Source organism: Pseudomonas agarici (genome assembly GCF_900109755.1).
GTDB lineage: Bacteria > Pseudomonadota > Gammaproteobacteria > Pseudomonadales > Pseudomonadaceae > Aquipseudomonas > Aquipseudomonas agarici.
In genome coordinates this window covers 110,684-130,752 of the sequence record NZ_FOAR01000011.1, presented here as the reverse complement: position 1 = coordinate 130,752, position 20,069 = coordinate 110,684, and the positions used below count along the sequence as shown (strand labels likewise).

The window sequence follows — 20,069 nt, the reverse complement described above, 5'->3', positions numbered from 1 at the left end:
CTCACAGATAGGAATAGAAAAGGCTGTCGAGCAAGCGCGACCAGCCCTGTACCAGCACGAACAGCAACAGCTTGAGGGGCAGCGATATGGTCATTGGCGAGACCATCTGCATGCCCAAGGCCAGCAGCAGGTTGGAGACGATCAGATCGATGACAATAAATGGGATATAGATCAGAAAGCCAATCTGGAATCCGGCCTGTAGCTCCGACAACACGAACGCCGGGATCGCCAGCAGCAGGTCGCTGCTACTGGCCTTGGCGGCCATATCGGCGGGCCACATGCGATGGGTGTTTTCCAGTAGGTGGGCCTGTACATCGGGATCGGTGTTGCGGAGCATGAAGTGCTCAATCGGCTCCATGACGGTGTTGGCGCTCACTTGCAGCTTTTCCGTGGTGCCGATTTCCAGCGGATTGTCATGCACCCGTTGCTGGATCTGATGCGCGACGGGCGCCATGACGAACAGGGTTGCCGCCAGGGCAATACCGTACATTGCCATGTTCGGCGGTACCTGCTGCACGCCGATGGCATTGCGGGTGATCAAGAGCACCATGGAGATCTTCAGGAATGCGGTGCAGACGATCAGGAAGAGGGGGATCAGGGACAGCGCGCCGAGAAATAGCGCGAGCATGATCGGATTCATGCCATCAAGGATCATCGGTCGAATACCATCCGGGTGATCTGCAAGCCCAGTTGGCCTTCCAGGTCCACCAGTTCACCATGGGCCACCACGCGCTCGCCATGGCACAGGGTCGCCTGGCCGGGAGTCACACCTGTGACTTCCAGCACGACTCCTGGCGCCAGGCGCTGCAGGGCGTATAGCGGCAGACTGATGCTGCCGCTACGCACGGTCAGGTCCAGATTGAGGCCCGCGAGGGGTGATGGCGGTGGCTCGGCTTGCTGCTCCGTTGAGGGCTCTGGTGTCGGTGCCGGAGCCTCGTCGTGGTCCTCGGGTGCGACCGGCATGTCTTCATACACTGCATCATTGTCCATCGGGCGGGGTTTCCTCATGGTTGAGCTGTACAAACAGTGTGTCGTTAGAGACGTCGGTGGCGACGCGCCAGGTCTGGGCCGCAAGGTGCATGACGCCGTGCCCCGCGCAATCGAAGTACGCGCGGTCTGGCAGCAGTACATCGCCAGGGCGTAGCGAGCGCAGCTCGTTCAGGGTCAGGCTCAGCTCGCCAAGGACCACTGGCGTGAGCAGCGGCCAGTCCTCGGGCAACGGCTGTTCGATGGCCTGCCAGGGCAGGGCGTCCAGCAGGCGGATCAGGGTCTGTGCATCGCAACCGAGACGGGCATGCACCGACTCGTCGGCCCCATGCACCGCGAGTCGGCAAACGAAGGGCCAGGAGCGGTCATGGTCTGCCCGCACGCGGGGCTCCAGGGGGGTCAGCAACTGGGCCAAAGGCGGGCTCAGTTGCTGGTTCAGGTATTGCCAATACCAGGTCTGCACCGGGCCGCCGGTAACCGCCGGCACTTCGCCGAACAGGCTCAAAACGGCGTTGGCGTCGGTCAGGTACAGCGGACCCAGGGCGCTGTCGAAGGCGGCCCAAGCGGGGTCGTCGGGCGCGAGTTGATCGGCGTCGATCAATGGGCTCAGGCTCAGTCGAGCCGTGGCGCCGCGCAGCGGATAGTCCAGCCAGCGGCCACGGCCGAGCAGGCGGCTGGCACTGGCCAGTACCCGGGACACCGGGCGCAATGCCAGGGGCGTCATGCGTTGCCGATTCCCTGCAAGGACAAGCTCACGTCCTGACCCAGAGCCTCGCTGAAGGCGTCCTCGCATACTTGTCGGTTGCTGCGCAGGCGACCGAGCACATCGGCGCGTTCAACGTCCAGATCGATGTTCCAACGGTTGTCGCGCTTGCTGGCCCGAACCTGGATCTTGCCCAGATTGGGCATCAGCAAGGTGGCGCTGAAGGGCCGATCGCTTTGGACCGGCAGTTGCATCGCCAGCTCATCGATCAATTGTGTGAGCACTTCGTCAACCGGGTGGAACAGGCTGAAGCCGGCACCGCCGTGACGATCCGAGGAGTCGCCCTGGTCGGTGGTGGAGGGCACCAGCAACTGTTCGAAAAACAGGCCGTCGGCGGTTATCTCGTTGCTGGTGTCGCGGCGGGCGCCGAACGCGCTGCCGGCCTGGCGCGAACGTTCAGTCTCGGCGCGCCGCGAGAGGGGCGCCGATGGCAATCGGTTGTCAGTCTGCGGCGCTCGTGCCGCGGGCGCTGGCTTATGTGGCGGGGGCGCGGCGGCAGGCTTGATCGTCGTGGTCATGGCGGATTTATTCCTCACTCAAGTTCTCGCTCATACAGGCGAGTTTTTCCACGGCACGCTGGCGGGCCTTGGCTTCGATTCGGGCCTGCTCCAGGCGTTGCTGTTGCAGCTCGATCTCATGGCGTAACTGGTTGATGTTCTGCTGGATATAGGACAGCCGGTCGAGCATGCGGCGCTCTTTTTCATGCCAGCGCTCGATCTCTTTCAACGCCAGCTTCTGCTGCAAGTGCGCGTCGGATAGCTGTTGGCGGCGAGCCCGCTGGTTGTCGCGCTCCTGGACCCAGGACTGTTCGCTGTGCAGAAGCTGTTGGCGCATCGTCTCCAGTGCCTCCTGTAAGCGCCGCTGCGCACGCTCGGCGCTGGCCTGGCGGTGCTGGCGCAACGGCGTGAGAATCTGGATCACTTGGGCCAGGGCGACGCGGTTGGGGTCGGCTTCGAGTTCTTCGTCCATGGTCACTCGGGCAACTGCGATGTCAGGTGGGTGAGCAGATCCAGGGTGGTCTCCAGCGGTACCGGTTCACGCAGGTCCTGGCGCAGGAAATCATTAATGGCATCGTTGAGCCGCACCGCACAATCGGTGACCGGATCGGCACCGGGTTGGTACTCGCCCAGGCGTAGCAGCATTTCCACCTGGCGATAGGCGGCCATCAGCCGGCGCAGGCGGTTGTTGGCCTGCTGGTGTTCGCGTCCGGTGACGTTGCTGAGGATTCGGCTGATGCTGGCGGGGACGTCGATGGCCGGGTAGTGCCCACGCTCGGCGAGTTTGCGCGACAGCACGATATGGCCGTCGAGCAGCGAGCGAACTTCGTCGGCCACCGGGTCGTTCATCGAGTCTTGTTCGATCAACACCGTGTAGAGGGCGGTGATCGAGCCGTTTTCGCTCATGCCGGCGCGCTCCACCAGACGCGGCAGCAGGGTGTACACCGACGGTGGCAGGCCGCCGCGCCCCAACGGTTCGCCAGCGGCAATGCCGATTTCGCGTTGAGCCCTGGCGAAGCGGGTCAGTGAGTCGATCAGCAACAGGACCTTCATGCCGCGTTGCCGATAGGCTTCGGCGATAGCGGTGGCGGTAAAAGCCGCACGGGCGCGCTCCATGCTCGACCGGTCGGATGTTGCGCAGACCAGCACCGAGCGCCGACGCAGGGTGTCGTCCAGCTCATGGTCGAGGAACTCGCGCAGCTCCCGGCCACGCTCGCCGATCAGGCCGAAGACGATCACGTCGCAGGCCATGTTGCGGGCCATTTCCGCGAGCAGGGTGGTCTTACCGCAACCGGCTCCGGCAAACAAGCCGACCCGTTGACCCTCGCCCAGCAGAATAGCGCTGTCGATGGCGCGGATGCCGGTGGGCAGCGCAGCGCTAATCCGTGGTCGTTGGGTCGGTGGTAGCGCGTCGGCGATCACCGGCGTGGTGTGCCGGGTATCATGGGGGCCGGCAAAAGCGCCCTCGCCGTCGCCCAGCAACGGCCTGCCGAAACCGTCGAGCACGCAGCCCAGCAGACTGTCGTCGACGCCGATCCGATGGGCCATGCCCAGGGGGCGGATCAGTGCACCGGTTTGGATGCCATCGGGCGTGCCCAAGGCGCTGAGCAGGGTGCACTGGCTGGTGAAGCCGACGATCTCGGCGAGTATGCAACTGCCGTCGGCCTTGCTGACTTCGCACAGGTCACCGATCTTTGCTGCGGGAATCTGGCACTCCAGCAGGATGCCGTTGACCGCCGAAACCCGCCCGCTGATCCGTACTGCCGAGCGTTGCGTCAGGCGAGCGGTCTGCTCGCGAGCCCAATGAGCAAGGGCGGCGGTCACCAGCGCACCTCGTAGTGCTGGTCGCCGTCGAACTCGATACGCTGGTCGTCGATGCGGGTCAAGCGCAAGCCGTTGAATTCGTCGCCGATATACAGGCGATGGCCGTCGGCGGTGACCAGGTGGCCGTTGGCGCCGGAGATCACCTGGACGATCACGAAGGGCAAGCCGCTGCTCGCCGCAACCACGTTGTCGACAATCGGTATGGACGACTCATAGCGCTCGTGGAAACGCTCCAGCATCCGTTGGTATACCGACAGGGCGTCGCCCTTGAGTCCGCCTTCGAGGGTTAGGCCATCGGCACTGTTTACGATCTGGACATCGCTCAACAGGCGATCGCTGAGCAGCGTGTTAAGCCGACGCCGGACTTCGTCACGGCTGCTCAGGCGGGTTTTTCCTGGCGCCGGCGGGGCGATGCGCGTGGCTACCGTCGGGTTGTCGATGGGCGGTGCCGGTGCTTCGACAGTCGGTCCGACACCGCTGCGATGCCATGCCCAGGCGCCACCGAGAACGCTCAGCAACACGCCGATGAGTAGCGCATGACGCCGACTGAATCGGCCGGCGGAGCTGGCCTTTTCCAGCGGTGCCGAAGCGGTGAAATCATCGGGCTGAGGGTCGAAGGTCGCCGAGGAGGAAGCATTGCCGTTCGCCACTGGAACCAGCGGCCACGCCTCCTCGGCTGGCGCCAGGCACAACCAGACATTGCCCAGGGCGAAGGTCTGATTCGGTGCCAGCTCGGTGACGTGGTGGGCATGGCCTTCATCGTCGTTGATCAGGCTGTCTTCGGCGTTCAGAGTCCAGCCGTCGGCGCTACGCGTCAGCCGGCAGTGACGGGGTGCCACGCCAGGATCGTAGAGAGCCAGATCCTGCTCGGCGTCGGCACCGATCAACCACTGTTCGCCCACCAACGGCAACGCGGCACCCTGGTGCAGGCCATTCAAGACCCGCAGCTCGTACATCATGCACAACTCCCTGGATCATCAGGCCGCATACTCGTCCTCCAGTGGTTGCATATCGTCTTCCAGATCGAAGCGCCCCAGTACCTTGACTTCGGCGGCGTTGCTGATTTCGGCGAACGACAACACCGGTACATGATGGAACTCGTCTTGCAGCAGGGTCCGCAACGGACTGCGCAAATCCTGGGCCACCAGTAGCACCGCGCGTTCGCTGGTGCGTAGGGGAAAGGCGATGCGCAGTTGCTGCACCAGCAGCAAGCTGGTCTCGCTGTTCAAGGCAAAGAAGGTTTCGGTCTGGGTCTGGCGCAGGCCGTCGCGCAGGATACCTTCGCTTTCCGGGGTCAGTAGCCACACCAGCAGACCTGCGGGGCTGCTGTACTGGTTGTAGATCAGCGACTTCAAGGCGATGCGCACGTAGTCGGTAAGGGCGGTGACATCTCGTTCGTGCTGGCCGTGTTCGATCAGAGTTTCGGCGATCACGCGAATCGCCCGCAGCGGTACACACTCCGAGGCCAGGCGTTGCAGCACGGCAGAGAAGCGCGCTAATGGCAGAACCCGCTGCATCTCCTGGGCCAGCTCGGGTTGCTCGGATTCCAGCCAGCTCAAAATCGCCTTGGTTTCCTGCAAACCGATAAATTGCGGGCCACAAGCCTGCAAGGCGCGCTCCATGCGTTCGACGATCAGGGTGCTGGCGCTAACGGTTTCCAGTTGCTCGACCTGTAGCTGAGGCGCATCGGCGGGCATCCACACCCATTGGCTTTCCTGGCGGTCGAGGCTGCCGGCCACCGCCTGCTCGAACAAGCTTGCATCGAGCGCTTGGGCATCGACCGCGACGTGGGTCTGGTTGAAAGTGGCCTTGAGCAACGGCACTTCGTAGACCGAAAAACGGAATTCGTCAGGCTCCAGGTGGTCGGCGGCTTCGATGATGAAGGACGGCAGCGTCAGACCGTACTGCACCACCAGGCGGTTGCGTCGTTGACGGATTTCGCTGACCAGTTCTTCGATCTGCGCCAGGTTCTGTTGTGGGTGAAATTGCAGCAGGAACTGGCGACTGGGGATAAAGGTGCGCAGGTCTTCCTTGCCATTGTTTTCCGGCGCGACGACGGTCGGCTGGGCCTGTGGCGCCTTGGGCTTGGCCCGTTGCATTTGCAGTATGGCGCCGCTGCTGCAGATCAGCGCGATGACGATGAACACGGCGGTGGGCATGCCGGGCAGGGCAGCGAAGCCGCACATTGCCACCGAGGCGATGAGCCAGGCCTTAGGCTGGCTGGTGATCTGCTCGGCGATCTCGCGGCCGATATTGGCCTCAACGCCAGGGGTGTCGTTGTTCGAGACACGGGTGATGATCATCCCCGAAGTCACCGAAATCAGCAGCGCCGGAATCTGTGCAATCAGGCCGTCGCCGATGGTCAGCACAGTGTAGAGTTGCACGGCATCAGAGGCGCTCATGCCATGCTGGACCACGCCGATGGCGATACCACCGATCATGTTGATCGCGACGATGATCAGGCTGGCGATAGCATCGCCGTTAACGAATTTCATCGCGCCGTCCATGGCGCCGAACAACTGGCTTTCCTTGCCCAGTTCGGAGCGTCGGCGGCGGGCTTCCTGGACGCTGATCAGGTTGGCGCGCAGGTCACTGTCGATGGACATCTGCTTGCCGGGCATGGCGTCGAGGGTGAACCGCGCGCCGACTTCGGCGACCCGCTCGGAACCCTTAGTGATCACCAGGAAGTTCACCACAGTAAGGATCAGGAAGATCACCATGCCGACTGCCAGGTTGCCGCCGACCACGAATTGGCCGAAGGCTTCGACGATATGCCCGGCATCCTGGTTCAGCAGGATCAGGCGCGTGGTGGAGATCGATAGCGCCAGGCGAAACATGGTGGTGATGAGCAGCACCGAGGGAAAGGTCGAGAACGCCAGGGGACGTGGCAAGTGCATCGCCAACATGATCAGCAGACAGGAAATGCAGATATTGATCGCGATCAGCACATCCACCAAGCCGGTCGGCAGCGGCGTGATCATCATAAAGACGATGGCGAGTACGACGAAGGCCCCGACGATTTCCGAGCGGCGCATGGCCGCCAGCGCGATCTGGTTGAGCAGATTGATCACTCGATCCATCAGGCGTTGGCCCCTTTGGGCAGGTTCTGCTCCTGGTGGGTCAGCTCGGCCATCAGCAACAGCAGGTTGCCGAGGGCGTTTTGGCGCGCCTTGAGGTCACGCCAGAGCAGGATCGGCAACTGTTGCAGCATCGGCCGCAAGCCATTGAGAAAGGCCAGTTGATGCTTGAGTTTCGGGCCGCCGATGTGCTGGGTCAGTTGCAGGGTTTCTTGCAGGTTCATGCCTTTTCCCGATAGGGCCAGCAGGTGCTTGAGAAAGGCTGGCGCGCTGAGCTGCAAGGCCGGGTTTTTGTCGCGCATGCGGCCCAGCAGGTGCTCGCTGTTCTGCAGCAGCGTGGCGACATGGCGGGCGGTGTTCAGGCTGTGCATGAGGTTGCGCAGCTGCTGCGGGGTACTGGACGGATTCAACGCGGCGAGATCGTCGGCGATGGCCCCGCGCAGATCGCGCAAGGTAGGTTCGAATTGTCGCTCGCCTTCTTCCATGCCCAGTAACGTGTCGATCAGGCCGGAGAGGGTCTGCTGGCCGACCACCCCGGAGTAGTACAAGTCGCGCAGACCCTGGCGCCGCCGTGGATTCAGGCTGGAGCGGGCGAAAGCCCGTGCGGTATTCATACCGGCTCTGGCCCGGCTGCCATGTTCGCGGCGCAGCAACTTGAGTTGCTGGCTCAGCACCACGTGCTCGTTGACGTGGCCTTCATCCTGGGCCTGCTTAGCGGCTGCCTGCAGCGTCACATGGGCCTTGGCCGCGTCGCCATCACTGAATGCAAGAACTTGCGCGAGGCTCGCCGTCTGGTTTTTCAACTGGCGTCGCAACGCCCTAGCGGCCTCGTCGAGGCCCCTGTCTTGAGTACCCATCAGCAACTGATACAGCTCGCCGAGCTTGACTGCCTTCGATTGCAGGGCGGTACTGCTGGCCATCAGCTCACGCTGGCTCAGGCTGAGGCTCTGCTGCACCAGGGCTGAAGCAAAGCGGGTGACCTGCCGTGCCGAGTTGTCCTGGTGCGGCGTGCTTTGCGCAATCAGTGCCGCCGACTTGGCCGGAGCGGTCAGGCTCGGTAGCGAGATGGGCGAGAGGGTCGGAGCGACGATCTTCATGGAGCATAACTTCGTGGGGCAATAACCCATGAGTGGTCAGGCGCCTGATCCGGTTCCATTCACGCTTTCTGGTGAGCAGGTTTGTGCAATAAACCTTGTACTCGGAAGGGTGGTTTGTGCAATTTTTTGCAATGAAACCTTAAGTAACAAAAAATAAAATCTATTAAAATCAAAGAGTTATTTTTAAGTATCAGATGGCATACAAATCGCTACAGATGTTGGACACATTCTGAAATGGTTTATCTCCAATGTTCTCCAGCGATTTGATTACCCATTCACCACAGGCCTCCGGCATTCGTCAGCTCGACACCGAACAGGTGCAAAAGCTACGAGCGTTCATCAAGCGGCGGGTGATGAACCCCGACGACGTGGAAGATATCTTGCAAGGCACCTTTCTTGAGGCGCTACGCAACGAGCATAAGTTCCGTTTCGATTCCCGACCGCAGACCTGGCTGTGTGGTATTGCCCTGAATTTGATCCGTAACCATTTTCGCCGCCAATACAAGCAGCCGCTGCATGAGCGTTGGGAAGATCGTGAAGAAATGGAACTGTCCGATGGCGTCGATATCGGTGCGCAGATTGACGGTCATCGGCAGTTGACGCGAGTGGTCCGGGCTATCGCTACCTTGCCGCTGACCATGCGGCAGGTGATTCAAGTCAGCTTGGAAATGGACGGCAATTACCAAGACACGGCCCAGAGCCTTGGGGTGCCGATCGGCACCGTCCGCTCACGACTGTCACGGGCCCGCGAGCAACTTAAACGTAGCGTTCCCGGGGTGTTTTGAAGCAATTGTCAGCAGATTGGAACCGGTTGGGCCAATCGCGCCACATAACCATATGTTCGACTGACTATGGCGACCTCTCATGCGAATCTCCAATACACCCTTTTCCGGTAGTGGCGCTCCGATGTCGGGCGCCGACATGTCAACAGAACCGTCGGTCGATCCGTCGGCGGATCCGCTCAAACGCGCTAGCCTGCAAGGATTTGAGTTCGGCGCGCAGTTTACGTGCCATACCTTTGGGCAGCACCCGCCCGTCAATCAGGCCGATGAACTGCAGAGCATGATCAGCCAACTGTTGAGGCGGCTGTTGGGTGGTGGCAATGCCAAACCCGAAGGCCAGGGACCGGACAAGGCTCCGGCCACGGCTGCTCAACCCGCGCAGGCAGCCGGTGCATGTCAGGCGGCACAAGCCCTCACCGCTGTGCCGGCGGCCAGGAGCGACGATTGTTCGCCACCTGCCGCCGCACCGAGCCCGGAAGCCGCCTTTCTCGACGATTCGAAGTACTCCTCGCCCAAGGAATTGGAGCGCTGGGCACCGATGGTGGCGAACCTGCCGCCCGATCAGCGCCTGCAGGCAGAGAAAGAGCTCAATCGACCGATCGCCGCCGCGCGCATGGCCTTGGAGAAAGGCCCTGATGGGGCCAAGGCGATGAAGTTCATCAACGACAACCCGGCCATCAAGACCGCCATCGACACCGCCAAGCATGGTGGCAAGGCCGATGGCAAGATCACCGATGGCGACCTCAAGGCGTTCGCCAAGAAGATGCAGGGTGCCGCCGATAGTGCGGCCAAGGATCTTGCGCATTACCAGAAGGATCACCCCGACGCTGATCCGCAGTCCTTGCAGATGGTCCGTTCAGCCTTGTTGTTGAAAGCCAACGCCCCGCTCACCGCGGCGGCCGATCCCCACCATGGCGCTGGGACGGAAGGCGAAACCAAGATTAACGGCGAGACCAGTGCCGACGGCCTACAAGCCTTGCAGAAGAGCAATCCGGGTCTGTCCGGTGCTCTCAAGCAATCGGCGAAGACCTTCTCTCAACCGGGCTTTCTGAACATGCTCGACCAGGGCGGATTATCCGGTCGTGGCTTGGCGACCCATGGTCCGGACAAATTGTTCGACGCGGCAAATATCGGCGACTGGGTGAAGAAGCAGGCACCGACCAACGGTGGCGAATTCGCCTCCATGCTCAGTGATGCGGCGACCTTGAACGCTGTAGCCGGAACCGACATCAGCAAGCTGGGCAAGGACGTTTTCGAGCAACCACAGAACTACACCGGCGCGCAGAAAGCCGCGGTCATGGTCAAGCTACAGCAGACCCAGCAAAGCGTGGTGGCTGGTCGCGACCTGCACAAGACCGGCAAGACCGAAGATGCGCTGGCGGAAAAGATCGCCCAGTTGCAAGCCGACCCTGATGTCCAGGCCTACATGAAGCAGGCGGTGCCGAGCCAGGAACGCGCCTTGGTGGCGAGTGACCCGGCCCTGGACAAGGCAGTCAAGGGCCAGTTGCAACAGGTGACTAGTGGCCAGGCGCTACGCAACGATATGAACACCGCCGACCGTCAGGCCAAGGGCGATAGCAGCAAGGCTGACTACACGGGCGCGATCACCGGCCTTTCGGCACAGCTACAGATGCAACAGGATCTGCTGGGCCCGCAAGCCCAGTTGCCCAGCGCGCAGCAAGTGATCGGTGGGCAGCCGCAGGTACAGGCCAAGCTCAAGCAGTCCTATGAAGCCAACTTCAGCGAAGGCGGTGCGCTCAAGCAACTGCTGGGGCAGAAGAAGGCCGATGTCGGCGACTCCGTACAAACCGTCGATGCGCGCAAGGCGGCTTATGACAGCGTACTGCCCGATGACTTTGTTAGCGCTCGGCAGGACAGCTACATGAACACCACGGTTGATCAGTTGCAGCAATCGAAGAAGGGCCGCGAACTGCTCGAAGGCATGTCCGATCCGGGTACCGATACCGATACCGCGCCATCGACCAGCAAGGCCGAGCAGATCAAGAGCGGCTACGACAACACCAAGTCGGGGCTGTCGGCCGCCAAGAACGGTATCGAGACTGCCGGGAAGATGGCCGGGCGTGAGGCTTCGGTCGGGCTGGGGCGTATGGCCGTCTCCATCGGTGGGCGTATTGCCGGGGCCATAGTCGGTGAAGCAGTCGGTATGGGGGCGGTAGCCGCCATGGGCGCGGCGGCCGGACCAGTGGGCTGGCTAGTCGATGCAGCCATGAGCCTGGGCTTGGGCATCATGGCAATCATCGAAGCGGTCAGGAAACACCACGCGCAGAAACAGTTCGATCACAACGTCGATCCGACCCTGGACCAATTTGGTATCCCTCGGGCGCATTAATGTAAATCCTTAGTGACTGATGCCATCGAGCAGAGGAGCAGGACCATGAGCTTATCGATTTCTCCGGTTCGCACGGCTGTGCAAGATATTGCCAATAGGTTCGATTCCGAGCTGGCAAACCTTGGCCGGCCTGGCGGGCATGAACACGGCCTGGACAGCGGCCAGAGCGCCAACCAGAGCCCGGACCCTAGCGCCATGGGGATCTTCGCCGCCCAGCCGCAGAACCCGGTGAACTTTGCGCCGCCGGATGTCCCGAACAAAGTCGGCGCCGTCGGCGGTGCGGGTGAGGCCCAGCAGCCGGATATCCTCGATCAACTGCTGCAGGTGATTCAGAAGGCGGTGATGCAGTGGTTGCAGGCGATGCTCAAGCCCCAGCAGGACGACGACTCCGCTGACGACTCGGTGGCGCCGGCGCAGAATGGCGGTGGCGGTGGTGTTGGCGATGCCGGCGGTGGTTCGCCAGTGAAAGGCGCGAGTGGCGGTGCTCCGGCATCTGGCGCCGGTGGCGCGGGCGCGGTGGACAATGCCGGTGGCCTGAGCAGCGGTGGTGAACTGCACCTGCCCAAGCAACTGGAACCCTATCGTGCGGATATCCTCGACGCGGCCAAGGCCACCGGCATGCCGGCCAAGGTCATCGCTGGGCAAATCTGGGCCGAATCGCGAGGCAACCTGGGCGCCGCCAGCACCAACGTCAACGGCAAGACCGATGCCGGCCTGATGCAGATCAACGCCGACACCTTCGCTGGCCTGAAGAAAGAAAACCCCGGCCTGCTGGGTAACGCCAACGTCAATAACGCTCACGACAACATTTTGGCCGGTGCGCTTTATCTGCGCGATCAGGCCAAGGCGTTCAGCGGCAATATCGGCGCTGCGCTGCGGGCCTACAACTCCGGTCCCGACAAGGTCAACACGCGTAATCTGGCCGATACCGGCGGCGTCGGCAGTTCGAGCTACCCGGCCGATGTACTGAAATTCGCCGAGATCATCGGCAGCGGCAAAGGACAGTTGCCGGCCTGACGGCCGGTTGACATTTGATTGAACGGAAATTCTAAAATAACAAAATGAGGCAAGACGCCAATGACTATTTCCTCCACCGGAGCACATCACCCGAGCATTGCGCAGCGGCTCGCACATTCCGCGTCTGACGTGGAAATGCAACCGCTGGCGCAGACGTCTGCCGCCGGGCGGGTCGAGCTCAGCGCGACGCAAAACCTGGAAGGACTAAAGCAGAAGATGGCCGATGTTTTCGAGCCGCACAGGACCGTGGATAACGGGGGCTTTCTTGACGCACTGATCAATGATCGCGCCAAGGAACTGCAGCAGCTGGGCCAGACTGCTGCCGATGTCGAGAGCATGCTGAGCAAGGCCAATGGCATGGATAGGGTCACGATACCGGTTCATGGGGCGGTGGGCAGTATCCCGTTTGCCGTCGCTACGGTGTTGCTCGACAAGGTGCCAGGGATTTCCGCCGATGCGGCCAACAGTCCAGCCTATGCCGGTTTAATCGCCGGCACCGTTTCTGGTGCATTGGACGTGGTCGGTAACGGCCTATTGTCGAGAGCAACCCATGATGCGTTCTGGTTCAAGGCACCGACCGAAAAACTCGAACCTGTAATGCAGGCCGCGCAGAAGGCCAAGGCCTCGGAAAACCGCCTCATCCAGGCAGGGCAGAGCGCCTTAGCGCTTCAGACCTTTACCGTGCGTAATGTGGTGCGCGGCATACTCAACACCAGCTTGACCGCCACCGAAGGCTCGAATACGGCGGCGGCGGTGGATACTGGAGTGACCGCGCTGGGTGGGATGGTGGCAGGTGCCGGTTCGAATATCATCTCGCGCTCGTTTGACTTAAAGGCGCATCGGGCTGGTCCCGAGTACTTGTTCGGGCGTCAGGACTGGAAAGAGCAGTACCAGAAGCTGAGGGATTGTAACCCCCGTGTCGATCCTTTAACCAGCGCTCTCAAGCGTATAGCGAAGCTGCCAGTGGACATCATGACCGACGCTCTGAAATCCGCTAGCGCGGCGATTTCCATGAGTAGTCTGGCCAATAATGGCCTAGCCCTGGGCGGTGGTTTTGCCCTTGCTGGGGAGGTGCGTAGCGCGGTCAAGGGGGCCGCGACCGAGGCTGGTCTTTCTCTCGTGAAGGGGGTCGCATTAGACCAGTTGGCCAACGTTGTCATGTCGGCGCTGGCTTTTGCCGCTTTCGGAGCGACCGCGACCCTGGTCGGGCCGGCCAGCGACGGCGCGGTCAAGGTGTTGCAGGAAGACTTACCGCCCAAGGCTCAGGCTATCGCCAAGCAAGTGCACGCCGAGGTGGTGGCCAAGGCCGAGTCCGCCAGCAGACAGATCAGTTCAAGCTACACGGAGGTCAAGCAAGGCGTGAGCCACGTGATTAACGAGATTGGTGGTGCCGCGTCGTCTGGGGCCGATAGACTGGCGGGCATGGTCAACAACTCGAGACTTCGTAATCGCCCGGCGGCGCCCAACCCCAACGACCCGGCAGTCTGACTCGTTTGTGCATCAGCCTCCGGCTGCCGACGCGGCCGGTAAGCATCGCAGGCGCTATTCAGGCAAAGACGAAGTACTTGCGCACGGCTTCGAGCTCTTCCTTGGTTCCTTTTACCCCACATACGGCTACTATCAGGCCTGTTTCCGGATGAGGGGTCAAGGTGAAAGCCAGATCCGATGAGTTGCAGATCTTTGTCGGCGTGATTGAGTGCGGTTCGATTTCAGCGGCGGCTGAGCAGATCGGCCAAACCCCGTCGGCGGTCAGTCGCTGCTTGTCGCGGCTGGAAGCCAAGCTCGATACCACGCTGATCAATCGCACCACCCGACGCATGGACCTGACCGAGGAGGGCAAGTTTTTCTTCGAGCGGGCCAAGCAGATCCTGGAGCAGATGGACGAGTTGGAAGAGCGCCTGTCCCTGCGGCAGCGCACGCCGGCCGGGCGCTTGCGGATCAACGCCGCGTCGCCCTTCATGCTGCACGCAGTGGTGCCGTATATCGCCGAGTTTCGCGAGCTGTACCCGGATATCCAACTGGAACTCAACAGCAACGACCTGATCATCGATCTGCTGGAGCAGAGCACGGATATCGCTATTCGTATCGGCAATCTGGCGGACTCGACCTTGCACGCCCGTCCGCTGGGCAGCAGCCCGCTGAATATCCTCGCCAGCCCCGCGTACCTGGAGCGTCATGGTGTACCGGTCAGCGTCAATGACTTATCCGCGCACACACTACTTGGCTTCACCCAGGCCGAGAGTCTCAACCACTGGCCGTTGCGGCATGCCCAGGGGGATCGTTGGCCAATCCAGCCGAGCATCAGCGCATCCAGCGGCGAGACCTTGCGTCAGTTGGCGCTGGAGGGGCAAGGCATTGCCTGCCTGTCGCATTTTATGACCTGCGAGGACATCCGGTCCGGTCGCCTACGGGTGATCCTGGCGCCAGCCAACAGCGGCTATCGCCAGCCGATCCATGCGGTGTACTACCGTAACTCGCGGCTGGCCTTGCGCATCCAATGCTTCCTCGACTTTATCCAAGGCAAGCTGGCCAGGTATGCAAGCTGACTCAGGGGTCTCGCGCCGATGATTCGTGACTCCGACGCAAGAGTAAATTGGAAATAATAGGGTTATTCGGCACGGATAAGTCACCGATACTCATCCCATCACTTATCCACGCACGGAGTTTTTCCATGAACGTATTTGTTACCGGCGCCGCCGGCTTTATCGGCGGTTCCATCGCCACCGGGCTGGTCGCGGCTGGCCATCGGGTCAGCGGCTTGGTACGCCATGCCGGACAGGCCGAAGAGTTGCACGCCTTGGGGATCACCCCGGTGCTCGGCACCCTGGACGACAGCCGCTTGCTCGCCGAGCAGGCGCGTCAGGCCGATGCCGTGATCAACGCTGCCAGCAGTGACCATCGCGGTGCGGTCGAAGCTTTGCTCGACGCCCTGCGCGGTTCCGACAAAGTGTTCCTGCACACCAGCGGTTCGAGCATCGTCGGCGACGCAGCCGGCGGCAAGGCCAGTGATATCGTCTATGACGAGAACAACCTGCCGCAGCCGACTGTCGACAAGGCGGCCCGCGTAGCCATCGACAACCTGGTTCTCGCCGCGGCGAAGTCCGGTGTGCGTTCGGCGGTGTTGTGCAATACCTTGATCTACGGTCACAGCTTGGGCGTGAGCCGCGACAGCGTGCAGTTACCGCGCTTGTTGGCACAGGCTCGCAAGAGTGGTGTGGTGCGCCATGTCGGCAGCGGCGCGAGCATCTGGTCCAATGTGCATATCGAAGATGTGGTAGCGCTGTACCTGCTGGCTCTGCAGAAAAGTCCGGCGGGTACGTTCTATTTCGTCGAAAGCGGTGAAGCGGCGTTTATCGATATGACCACCGCGATGGCCAAGGCCCTGAACCTGGGCGAACCACAAGACTGGCCGCTGGCGGATGCCGAAGCCGAGTGGGGGTATGAAATGGCCAACTACGCCCTGGGCTCCAACAGCCGGGTGCGCGGCACCAATGCCCGCGAGTGGCTGGGTTGGGCACCGAAGCGCACCTCGGTCACCGAGTGGATCCTGAACGAGATGATTTGACTGACGATGGGTCGGTATCGAGCATGATTCGATAGGATGGGGATGGAACCAGTTTGCGTGCTAGAACCACTCAGCAGCGTTCTACTCCTCTCGAATCAATCTCATGCCTCTATCGACGGGTTTAACTTTTAGGGGCGATCCCCGATATTTCAACACCGGTGATCGCAATCACACAGTGTCGGCACGCCGAGTCTTGGCCCCAGGCGACCCGCAGCATTTCAAGGCTACGGTCACCGTGCCCGTAGCGCAGATGAATGCGCTGCTGCTATCCAACCAGGCCATCGACGACACTTGGCGAATCCTCAATTACGGTTCGGGTAACCAGAGAAGGCATGTCCGGGCGACTCAGGCCGAGTCCTTCAAACGCACGGTCGTGAGCTACGATGCCGACAAGAGTCAAGGCTACCCCGGCTTTGCGCGGAGTGCGGCGCGGTTCGGGGCTGGCAACTGCGACCAGATGGCCATGGTGAATGCGTTGCTGTTGGCGAGCGCCAAAGATCAACACCAGCAGGTGTCCGTTGTGCTGGCCGCGGATGTTGGCCATGTCTTCGTGGAGGTCGGCGACTCGCGGGAGAGCAACAATACCGTGATTTCCGATGCCTGGCCGGAGTTCGGTCGAGCGTTGCGCCGCCAGGATTTTTCGTTGCTGGGCGCTCATCCCGAGGTTCTGTATCGTTATCAACCGCGCTACAACCCAGATGAGCGCGAGCAACTGTTACGCGGCCCCAAGGCCAGCCAACAGGAGATCGACAGGGAGTTTGCCCGTTTGCGACCGAACGAGCCATCGGACAAGGCACAACTGACGGATTTCTTGCTGGCAAACACCAAACTCTATACACAGGTCCATGCGTCGAAGAACCTGGGGCTGCGCTATGAGGGTGACTCGAGTCGGGGAGATGAGAGACGCATTGACCAGAATTTTTCGGAGCGCCAATTCCGCAAACGACTGGACCAGTTGGGTATCAACCCCTGGGACGGCACGGAGGTGCCGCATAACCCGCCACCGGCACCGATCGTCGCTACCCTGGATTTTCCGTCGCTGAATGAGCGCTCCCGTGGGCGCAACGCCTCGTCCAGGGTGCCGGCCGCTCCGCTGGGCCGCTCGGAGACGGTCGATACGCGTAGCAGCCCGGTCGTCACGCCTTATGTTGCGCCTCGGGACGATCGTCGTTGGGTGCCGCCCACCGACGCCCGGCATTACCGACCGCCCGTGGACAACGGCAATGCCTCCCGTGGACGGGTTCCGCCGCCGCGTGCCCGCGCAGAGTCGCTCAGTACCCGCGAGCGACCGGTGATTCCCCACTACGCGCCCGCTCCCGTGGAGCGTCGGCATGCGCCCTCGGTCAGCGTCCGGCGGGAGCGCGTACCCACCCACGACGGTGCTCGCTACCGTGACACGCCGCCGGCCCGTCGCGAACGTTCCAGCTCATTAATGGCGCGGGTGCGCAATTTTATCACTCGATAAGGTCAATAGCCGATGGCGAGCCAGTTGAAACAAGTACTGTCCCCGGTGTTTCACCAGGTGGGCGTCGATGAGCGAGCGCTGGAGCTGTCAGACAGCTATGTCATGACTTTGCCGAGCGGCCTGGTGCTGGAGTGGCGCGAGGCGCCCAATGATTTTCTGACGGTCAGTTGCCTGCTGCCCGTGTCGGAGCAACGCTTCGATGACCCGCAGACCCTGGCCATCCTGCTCCAGGCTAATTTGCTGGGGCTGGAGCACCCGCCGATCCTGACCGGGGCGATTGTCGAGCAGAAGAAAGTCATTCTGTGGAGCCGTCAACCCTTCCTCATGCTCGATCACAGTGCCATGCTGCGCCTGTTCGAGCGTTTCACGGAGCAGGCCGACAAGATGGGCAACTGGCTGGCGCTGACGCTGGAGGAGTTGGCGGCACGCGAACAGACCCCGCCACGCCCCGCGCAAGAGACCCCGTTGCGTGGAGCCGTGCCGCTCGCTTAAGGCGTTTGTAGCGTTTCGCCGAGGTGGGCCATTTGGAAGGTCAATCGGGTCCGGCAGCCCGAGTCGAATTACTTGTGGACGATAAGGCCAGGGCAAGACGCTCCTGCGACTACTTGGAGGTACAGCTACAACCCTTTATCTACAAGGCCTGTAGCTGAGTTTATCGATCTTTGGCGGTTCAGACCCGGAAGTGGCTGACCATCATCTGCAACTGATTGCCCAGGCGGGCCAGTTCGACACTGGAGGCGGCGGTTTCATCGCTGGCGGCAGCGGTCTGTTCAGACACGTCGCGGACATTGATGATGCTGCGGCTGATCTCTTCGGCTACCGTGCTCTGCTGCTCGGCCGCCGCGGCGATCTGCTGGTTCATCGATTGAATATTCGACACCGTGCGGGTGATGTTTTCCAGTGAGGTTCCGGCCTGGCGGGTCAGTTCGACGCTGCTATCGGTCAGGCCACGGCTGTTGTTCATCATGTTCGCCACTTGCTGGGTACCGTTCTGCAAGCCTGCCACCAGGCCTTCGATCTCTTCGGTGGATTTCTGTGTCCGTTGGGCCAGGCCGCGTACTTCATCAGCCACCACGGCAAAACCACGTCCGGCTTCACCGGCGCGGGCCGCTTCGATGGCAGCGTTGAGCGCTAACAGATTGGTCTGCTCGGCCACGGCCTTGATCACGTCCATGACGCTGCCAATCTTGTCGCTTTCGCGTTGCAGCACTGTCATGGCCTCGGTCGAGCGTAGCACTTCGGCAGCCAGGCGCTCGATCTGGGCAATGGCTTGGCCGACCACCCGATCACCTTCACGGGCTTCACCATCTGCCGCCGCCGCCGCGAGCGAGGCTTCTTCGGCATTGCGCGCGACTTCTTGCACGGTGGCAGTCATTTCATGCATGGCCGTGGCCACTTGGTCGGTTTCGATTTTCTGGTTGTTGACCCCGGCGCTGGTCTGCTCGGTCACCGCTGACAACTCTTCGGCGGCGCTGGCGATCTGGGTGACACCGTCGCGAATGCCGCTGATCAAGTCACGCAGGGTGCCGCTCATGCGCTGGATGCCTTGCTGCAGCACGCCCAACTCATCGCGGCGGCTGATCAGCAGCTCCTGTGTCAGGTCACCGGAGGCAATGCGCTCCACCACACCGAGGGTCTCGCGGATCGGCCGATTGATTTGGCGGGTGATGACCACGGCGGCAAGAATGCCGAATAGCAGGGCGAGCAACGTGCTGCCCAATTGCAGGTTGCGGGCCTGGGCACTTTCGCTGTCACGACGCTCCAGTTGGATCTGGTAGAGATCGCTGCTGCGTGCCACGATGCCATTGCCCTGGTCGGTCATTTCCTTGCGCGCCAGTATGACGGCGCTGTTGGCAGTCTTATAGGCTTGCACCGCGACCCGGTAATTGTCCAGACGTGTTTCCAACTGCTGCAGCTCATTCTGCTGGCTGCTGCTGAAATGCTGCTGGAGTTGTTTCAGGCCGGCAATTGTTTCATTTAGCTGGTTGATGGCTTTCTGTTCGGTATCCGGGGTACTGCTGGCGGTGTAGCCACGCACTTCGTAGCGGGTCAGGTGGAATTGTTCCTTGGCCTGGATAATGGCTTGGAAGCGCTCGAAACGACCTTCATCGTCCGGCGCCATTTGCAGGACGTTGTTGTGGATCGTGGCAATCAGTTTCTGGATGACCTCGGCGTTTTCGCCCATGGTCTGGCGAGCGCTGTTGCCGGTGCGATAAGCGTCGCGCATTTTGTTCAGCGACTGCTGGTAGCTACCAATGAACGCGGCCTGCTCGTTGAGCAGCTTGAGATTCTCCGGGCTTTTGAAGCTGCCGAGCAATTTCTGCTGCTGGGCGATAAAGGCGTCGAGGTTGACCTGCACGTTCTGTGCGGCGGTCTCGTCGCCGTTGGTCAGCATGTACTGCAAACGGGCCACGCGCAGTTTGGTCAGCGAGGCATTGAGCTGGGTGATGTCGCTCATCCAGTTACTACGGTCGATCAGGCCACCGAGGCTGGTCCAGCCTGTCAGGGCCAGAATAGTAGTAAGCACCAGGACCAGGCCGAAGCCCAGACCCAGTTTCAGGTTGATGCTGATATTGGCAAACCAGCTATTCATTGAATTCCTCCAGGAACGTAGTGTTGCTTGCTCGTCGGGTGGCTGGAAGGTG

General features: G+C 61.5%; 18 protein-coding genes. 8 read left to right on the top strand and 10 right to left on the bottom strand.

Going from position 1 to position 20,069, the window contains the following annotated elements:
- Window position 1: 1 nt before the first annotated feature.
- From sctR to sctW, 9 genes are read right to left on the bottom strand one after another with little or no spacing between them, the layout of a single operon-like run.
- Entirely contained in the window at window positions 2-655 is a 654-nt protein-coding gene (gene sctR / locus BMX68_RS12585) for a type III secretion system export apparatus subunit SctR (protein ID WP_017133200.1), read from the bottom strand.
- Entirely contained in the window at window positions 652-990 is a 339-nt protein-coding gene (locus BMX68_RS12580; protein ID WP_017133199.1) for a FliM/FliN family flagellar motor switch protein, read from the bottom strand. The genes sctR and BMX68_RS12580 overlap by 4 nt, the downstream gene beginning before the upstream one ends.
- Window positions 980-1,711, bottom strand: a complete 732-nt coding sequence (locus tag BMX68_RS12575; protein ID WP_017133198.1) for a hypothetical protein — start codon at window positions 1,709-1,711, stop codon at window positions 980-982. Before BMX68_RS12575 ends, BMX68_RS12580 begins: the two co-directional genes overlap by 11 nt.
- Window positions 1,708-2,268 (bottom strand): type III secretion system HrpP C-terminal domain-containing protein, encoded by a 561-nt coding sequence (locus tag BMX68_RS12570; protein ID WP_017133197.1) that lies wholly within the window; start codon window positions 2,266-2,268, stop codon window positions 1,708-1,710. The genes BMX68_RS12575 and BMX68_RS12570 overlap by 4 nt, the downstream gene beginning before the upstream one ends.
- Before the next feature lie 7 nt (window positions 2,269-2,275).
- Window positions 2,276-2,719, bottom strand: a complete 444-nt coding sequence (locus tag BMX68_RS12565; RefSeq protein ID WP_017133196.1) for a hypothetical protein — start codon at window positions 2,717-2,719, stop codon at window positions 2,276-2,278.
- Between the two features lie 2 nt (window positions 2,720-2,721).
- Window positions 2,722-4,071, bottom strand: a complete 1,350-nt coding sequence (locus tag BMX68_RS12560; RefSeq protein ID WP_017133195.1) for a FliI/YscN family ATPase — start codon at window positions 4,069-4,071, stop codon at window positions 2,722-2,724.
- On the bottom strand, window positions 4,068-5,027 hold the full coding sequence (locus BMX68_RS12555) for an FHA domain-containing protein (RefSeq protein WP_026013309.1): 960 nt from the start codon (window positions 5,025-5,027) through the stop codon (window positions 4,068-4,070). The genes BMX68_RS12560 and BMX68_RS12555 overlap by 4 nt, the downstream gene beginning before the upstream one ends.
- Window positions 5,028-5,048: 21 nt before the next feature.
- Window positions 5,049-7,151, bottom strand: a complete 2,103-nt coding sequence (gene sctV, locus BMX68_RS12550; protein WP_017133193.1) for a type III secretion system export apparatus subunit SctV — start codon at window positions 7,149-7,151, stop codon at window positions 5,049-5,051.
- Window positions 7,151-8,245: a type III secretion system gatekeeper subunit SctW gene (gene sctW, locus BMX68_RS12545; RefSeq protein WP_017133192.1), complete on the bottom strand. Its 1,095-nt coding sequence runs from the start codon at window positions 8,243-8,245 to the stop codon at window positions 7,151-7,153. Before sctW ends, sctV begins: the two co-directional genes overlap by 1 nt.
- A 248-nt stretch (window positions 8,246-8,493) precedes the next feature.
- Here sctW and BMX68_RS12540 point away from each other — a divergent pair, with 248 nt between their 5' ends.
- The 8 genes from BMX68_RS12540 to BMX68_RS12505 all read left to right on the top strand — a co-directional run bounded on the left by BMX68_RS12540 (window position 8,494) and on the right by BMX68_RS12505 (window position 17,916).
- Window positions 8,494-9,030 carry an RNA polymerase sigma factor gene (locus BMX68_RS12540; RefSeq protein WP_017133191.1) on the top strand — a complete coding sequence of 179 codons (537 nt, stop codon included), beginning with the start codon at window positions 8,494-8,496 and terminating at the stop codon, window positions 9,028-9,030.
- Window positions 9,031-9,109: 79 nt separating this feature from the next.
- Window positions 9,110-11,377, top strand: coding sequence for a type III effector HrpK domain-containing protein (locus BMX68_RS12535; protein ID WP_074862232.1), 2,268 nt, complete (start codon window positions 9,110-9,112; stop codon window positions 11,375-11,377).
- Between the two features lie 45 nt (window positions 11,378-11,422).
- A complete protein-coding gene (locus tag BMX68_RS26655; RefSeq protein WP_017133188.1) occupies window positions 11,423-12,394 on the top strand; it encodes a lytic transglycosylase domain-containing protein in 972 nt (323 codons plus the stop codon).
- Between the two features lie 60 nt (window positions 12,395-12,454).
- Window positions 12,455-13,882: a hypothetical protein gene (locus BMX68_RS12525; RefSeq protein ID WP_017133187.1), complete on the top strand. Its 1,428-nt coding sequence runs from the start codon at window positions 12,455-12,457 to the stop codon at window positions 13,880-13,882.
- Between the two features lie 161 nt (window positions 13,883-14,043).
- A complete protein-coding gene (locus BMX68_RS12520) occupies window positions 14,044-14,940 on the top strand; it encodes a LysR family transcriptional regulator (protein WP_060783530.1) in 897 nt (298 codons plus the stop codon).
- 125 nt (window positions 14,941-15,065) lie between these two features.
- Window positions 15,066-15,959 (top strand): NAD-dependent epimerase/dehydratase family protein, encoded by an 894-nt coding sequence (locus BMX68_RS12515; protein WP_017133185.1) that lies wholly within the window; start codon window positions 15,066-15,068, stop codon window positions 15,957-15,959.
- A 175-nt stretch (window positions 15,960-16,134) separates the two neighbouring features.
- The gene (locus tag BMX68_RS12510) at window positions 16,135-17,424 is read left to right on the top strand and encodes a hypothetical protein (protein ID WP_143063284.1); all 1,290 of its coding nucleotides are present in this window, start codon (window positions 16,135-16,137) and stop codon (window positions 17,422-17,424) included.
- Window positions 17,425-17,436: 12 nt separating this feature from the next.
- The gene (locus tag BMX68_RS12505) at window positions 17,437-17,916 is read left to right on the top strand and encodes a CesT family type III secretion system chaperone (protein WP_017133183.1); all 480 of its coding nucleotides are present in this window, start codon (window positions 17,437-17,439) and stop codon (window positions 17,914-17,916) included.
- 178 nt (window positions 17,917-18,094) lie between these two features.
- Here the strand turns inward: BMX68_RS12505 and BMX68_RS12500 are convergent, their stop codons facing one another.
- Window positions 18,095-20,017: a HAMP domain-containing methyl-accepting chemotaxis protein gene (locus tag BMX68_RS12500; RefSeq protein WP_017133182.1), complete on the bottom strand. Its 1,923-nt coding sequence runs from the start codon at window positions 20,015-20,017 to the stop codon at window positions 18,095-18,097.
- Window positions 20,018-20,069: the final 52 nt, after the last annotated feature.

Excerpts from the sequence above, each read along its gene's own strand:
- BMX68_RS12515 (WP_017133185.1), top strand. The coding sequence starts at position 15,066 with ATGAACGTATTTGTTACCGGCGCCGCCGGCTTTATCGGCGGTTCCATC.
- BMX68_RS12570 (WP_017133197.1), bottom strand. The coding sequence starts at position 2,268 with ATGACCACGACGATCAAGCCTGCCGCCGCGCCCCCGCCACATAAGCCA.
- BMX68_RS12535 (WP_074862232.1), top strand. The coding sequence starts at position 9,110 with ATGCGAATCTCCAATACACCCTTTTCCGGTAGTGGCGCTCCGATGTCG.
- BMX68_RS26655 (WP_017133188.1), top strand. The coding sequence starts at position 11,423 with ATGAGCTTATCGATTTCTCCGGTTCGCACGGCTGTGCAAGATATTGCC.
- BMX68_RS12525 (WP_017133187.1), top strand. The coding sequence starts at position 12,455 with ATGACTATTTCCTCCACCGGAGCACATCACCCGAGCATTGCGCAGCGG.
- BMX68_RS12575 (WP_017133198.1), bottom strand. The coding sequence starts at position 1,711 with ATGACGCCCCTGGCATTGCGCCCGGTGTCCCGGGTACTGGCCAGTGCC.
- BMX68_RS12500 (WP_017133182.1), bottom strand. The coding sequence starts at position 20,017 with ATGAATAGCTGGTTTGCCAATATCAGCATCAACCTGAAACTGGGTCTG.
- BMX68_RS12555 (WP_026013309.1), bottom strand. The coding sequence starts at position 5,027 with ATGTACGAGCTGCGGGTCTTGAATGGCCTGCACCAGGGTGCCGCGTTG.
- BMX68_RS12565 (WP_017133196.1), bottom strand. The coding sequence starts at position 2,719 with ATGGACGAAGAACTCGAAGCCGACCCCAACCGCGTCGCCCTGGCCCAA.
- sctR (WP_017133200.1), bottom strand. The coding sequence starts at position 655 with ATGATCCTTGATGGCATGAATCCGATCATGCTCGCGCTATTTCTCGGC.
- BMX68_RS12580 (WP_017133199.1), bottom strand. The coding sequence starts at position 990 with ATGGACAATGATGCAGTGTATGAAGACATGCCGGTCGCACCCGAGGAC.
- BMX68_RS12540 (WP_017133191.1), top strand. The coding sequence starts at position 8,494 with ATGTTCTCCAGCGATTTGATTACCCATTCACCACAGGCCTCCGGCATT.
- sctW (WP_017133192.1), bottom strand. The coding sequence starts at position 8,245 with ATGAAGATCGTCGCTCCGACCCTCTCGCCCATCTCGCTACCGAGCCTG.
- BMX68_RS12505 (WP_017133183.1), top strand. The coding sequence starts at position 17,437 with ATGGCGAGCCAGTTGAAACAAGTACTGTCCCCGGTGTTTCACCAGGTG.
- sctV (WP_017133193.1), bottom strand. The coding sequence starts at position 7,151 with ATGGATCGAGTGATCAATCTGCTCAACCAGATCGCGCTGGCGGCCATG.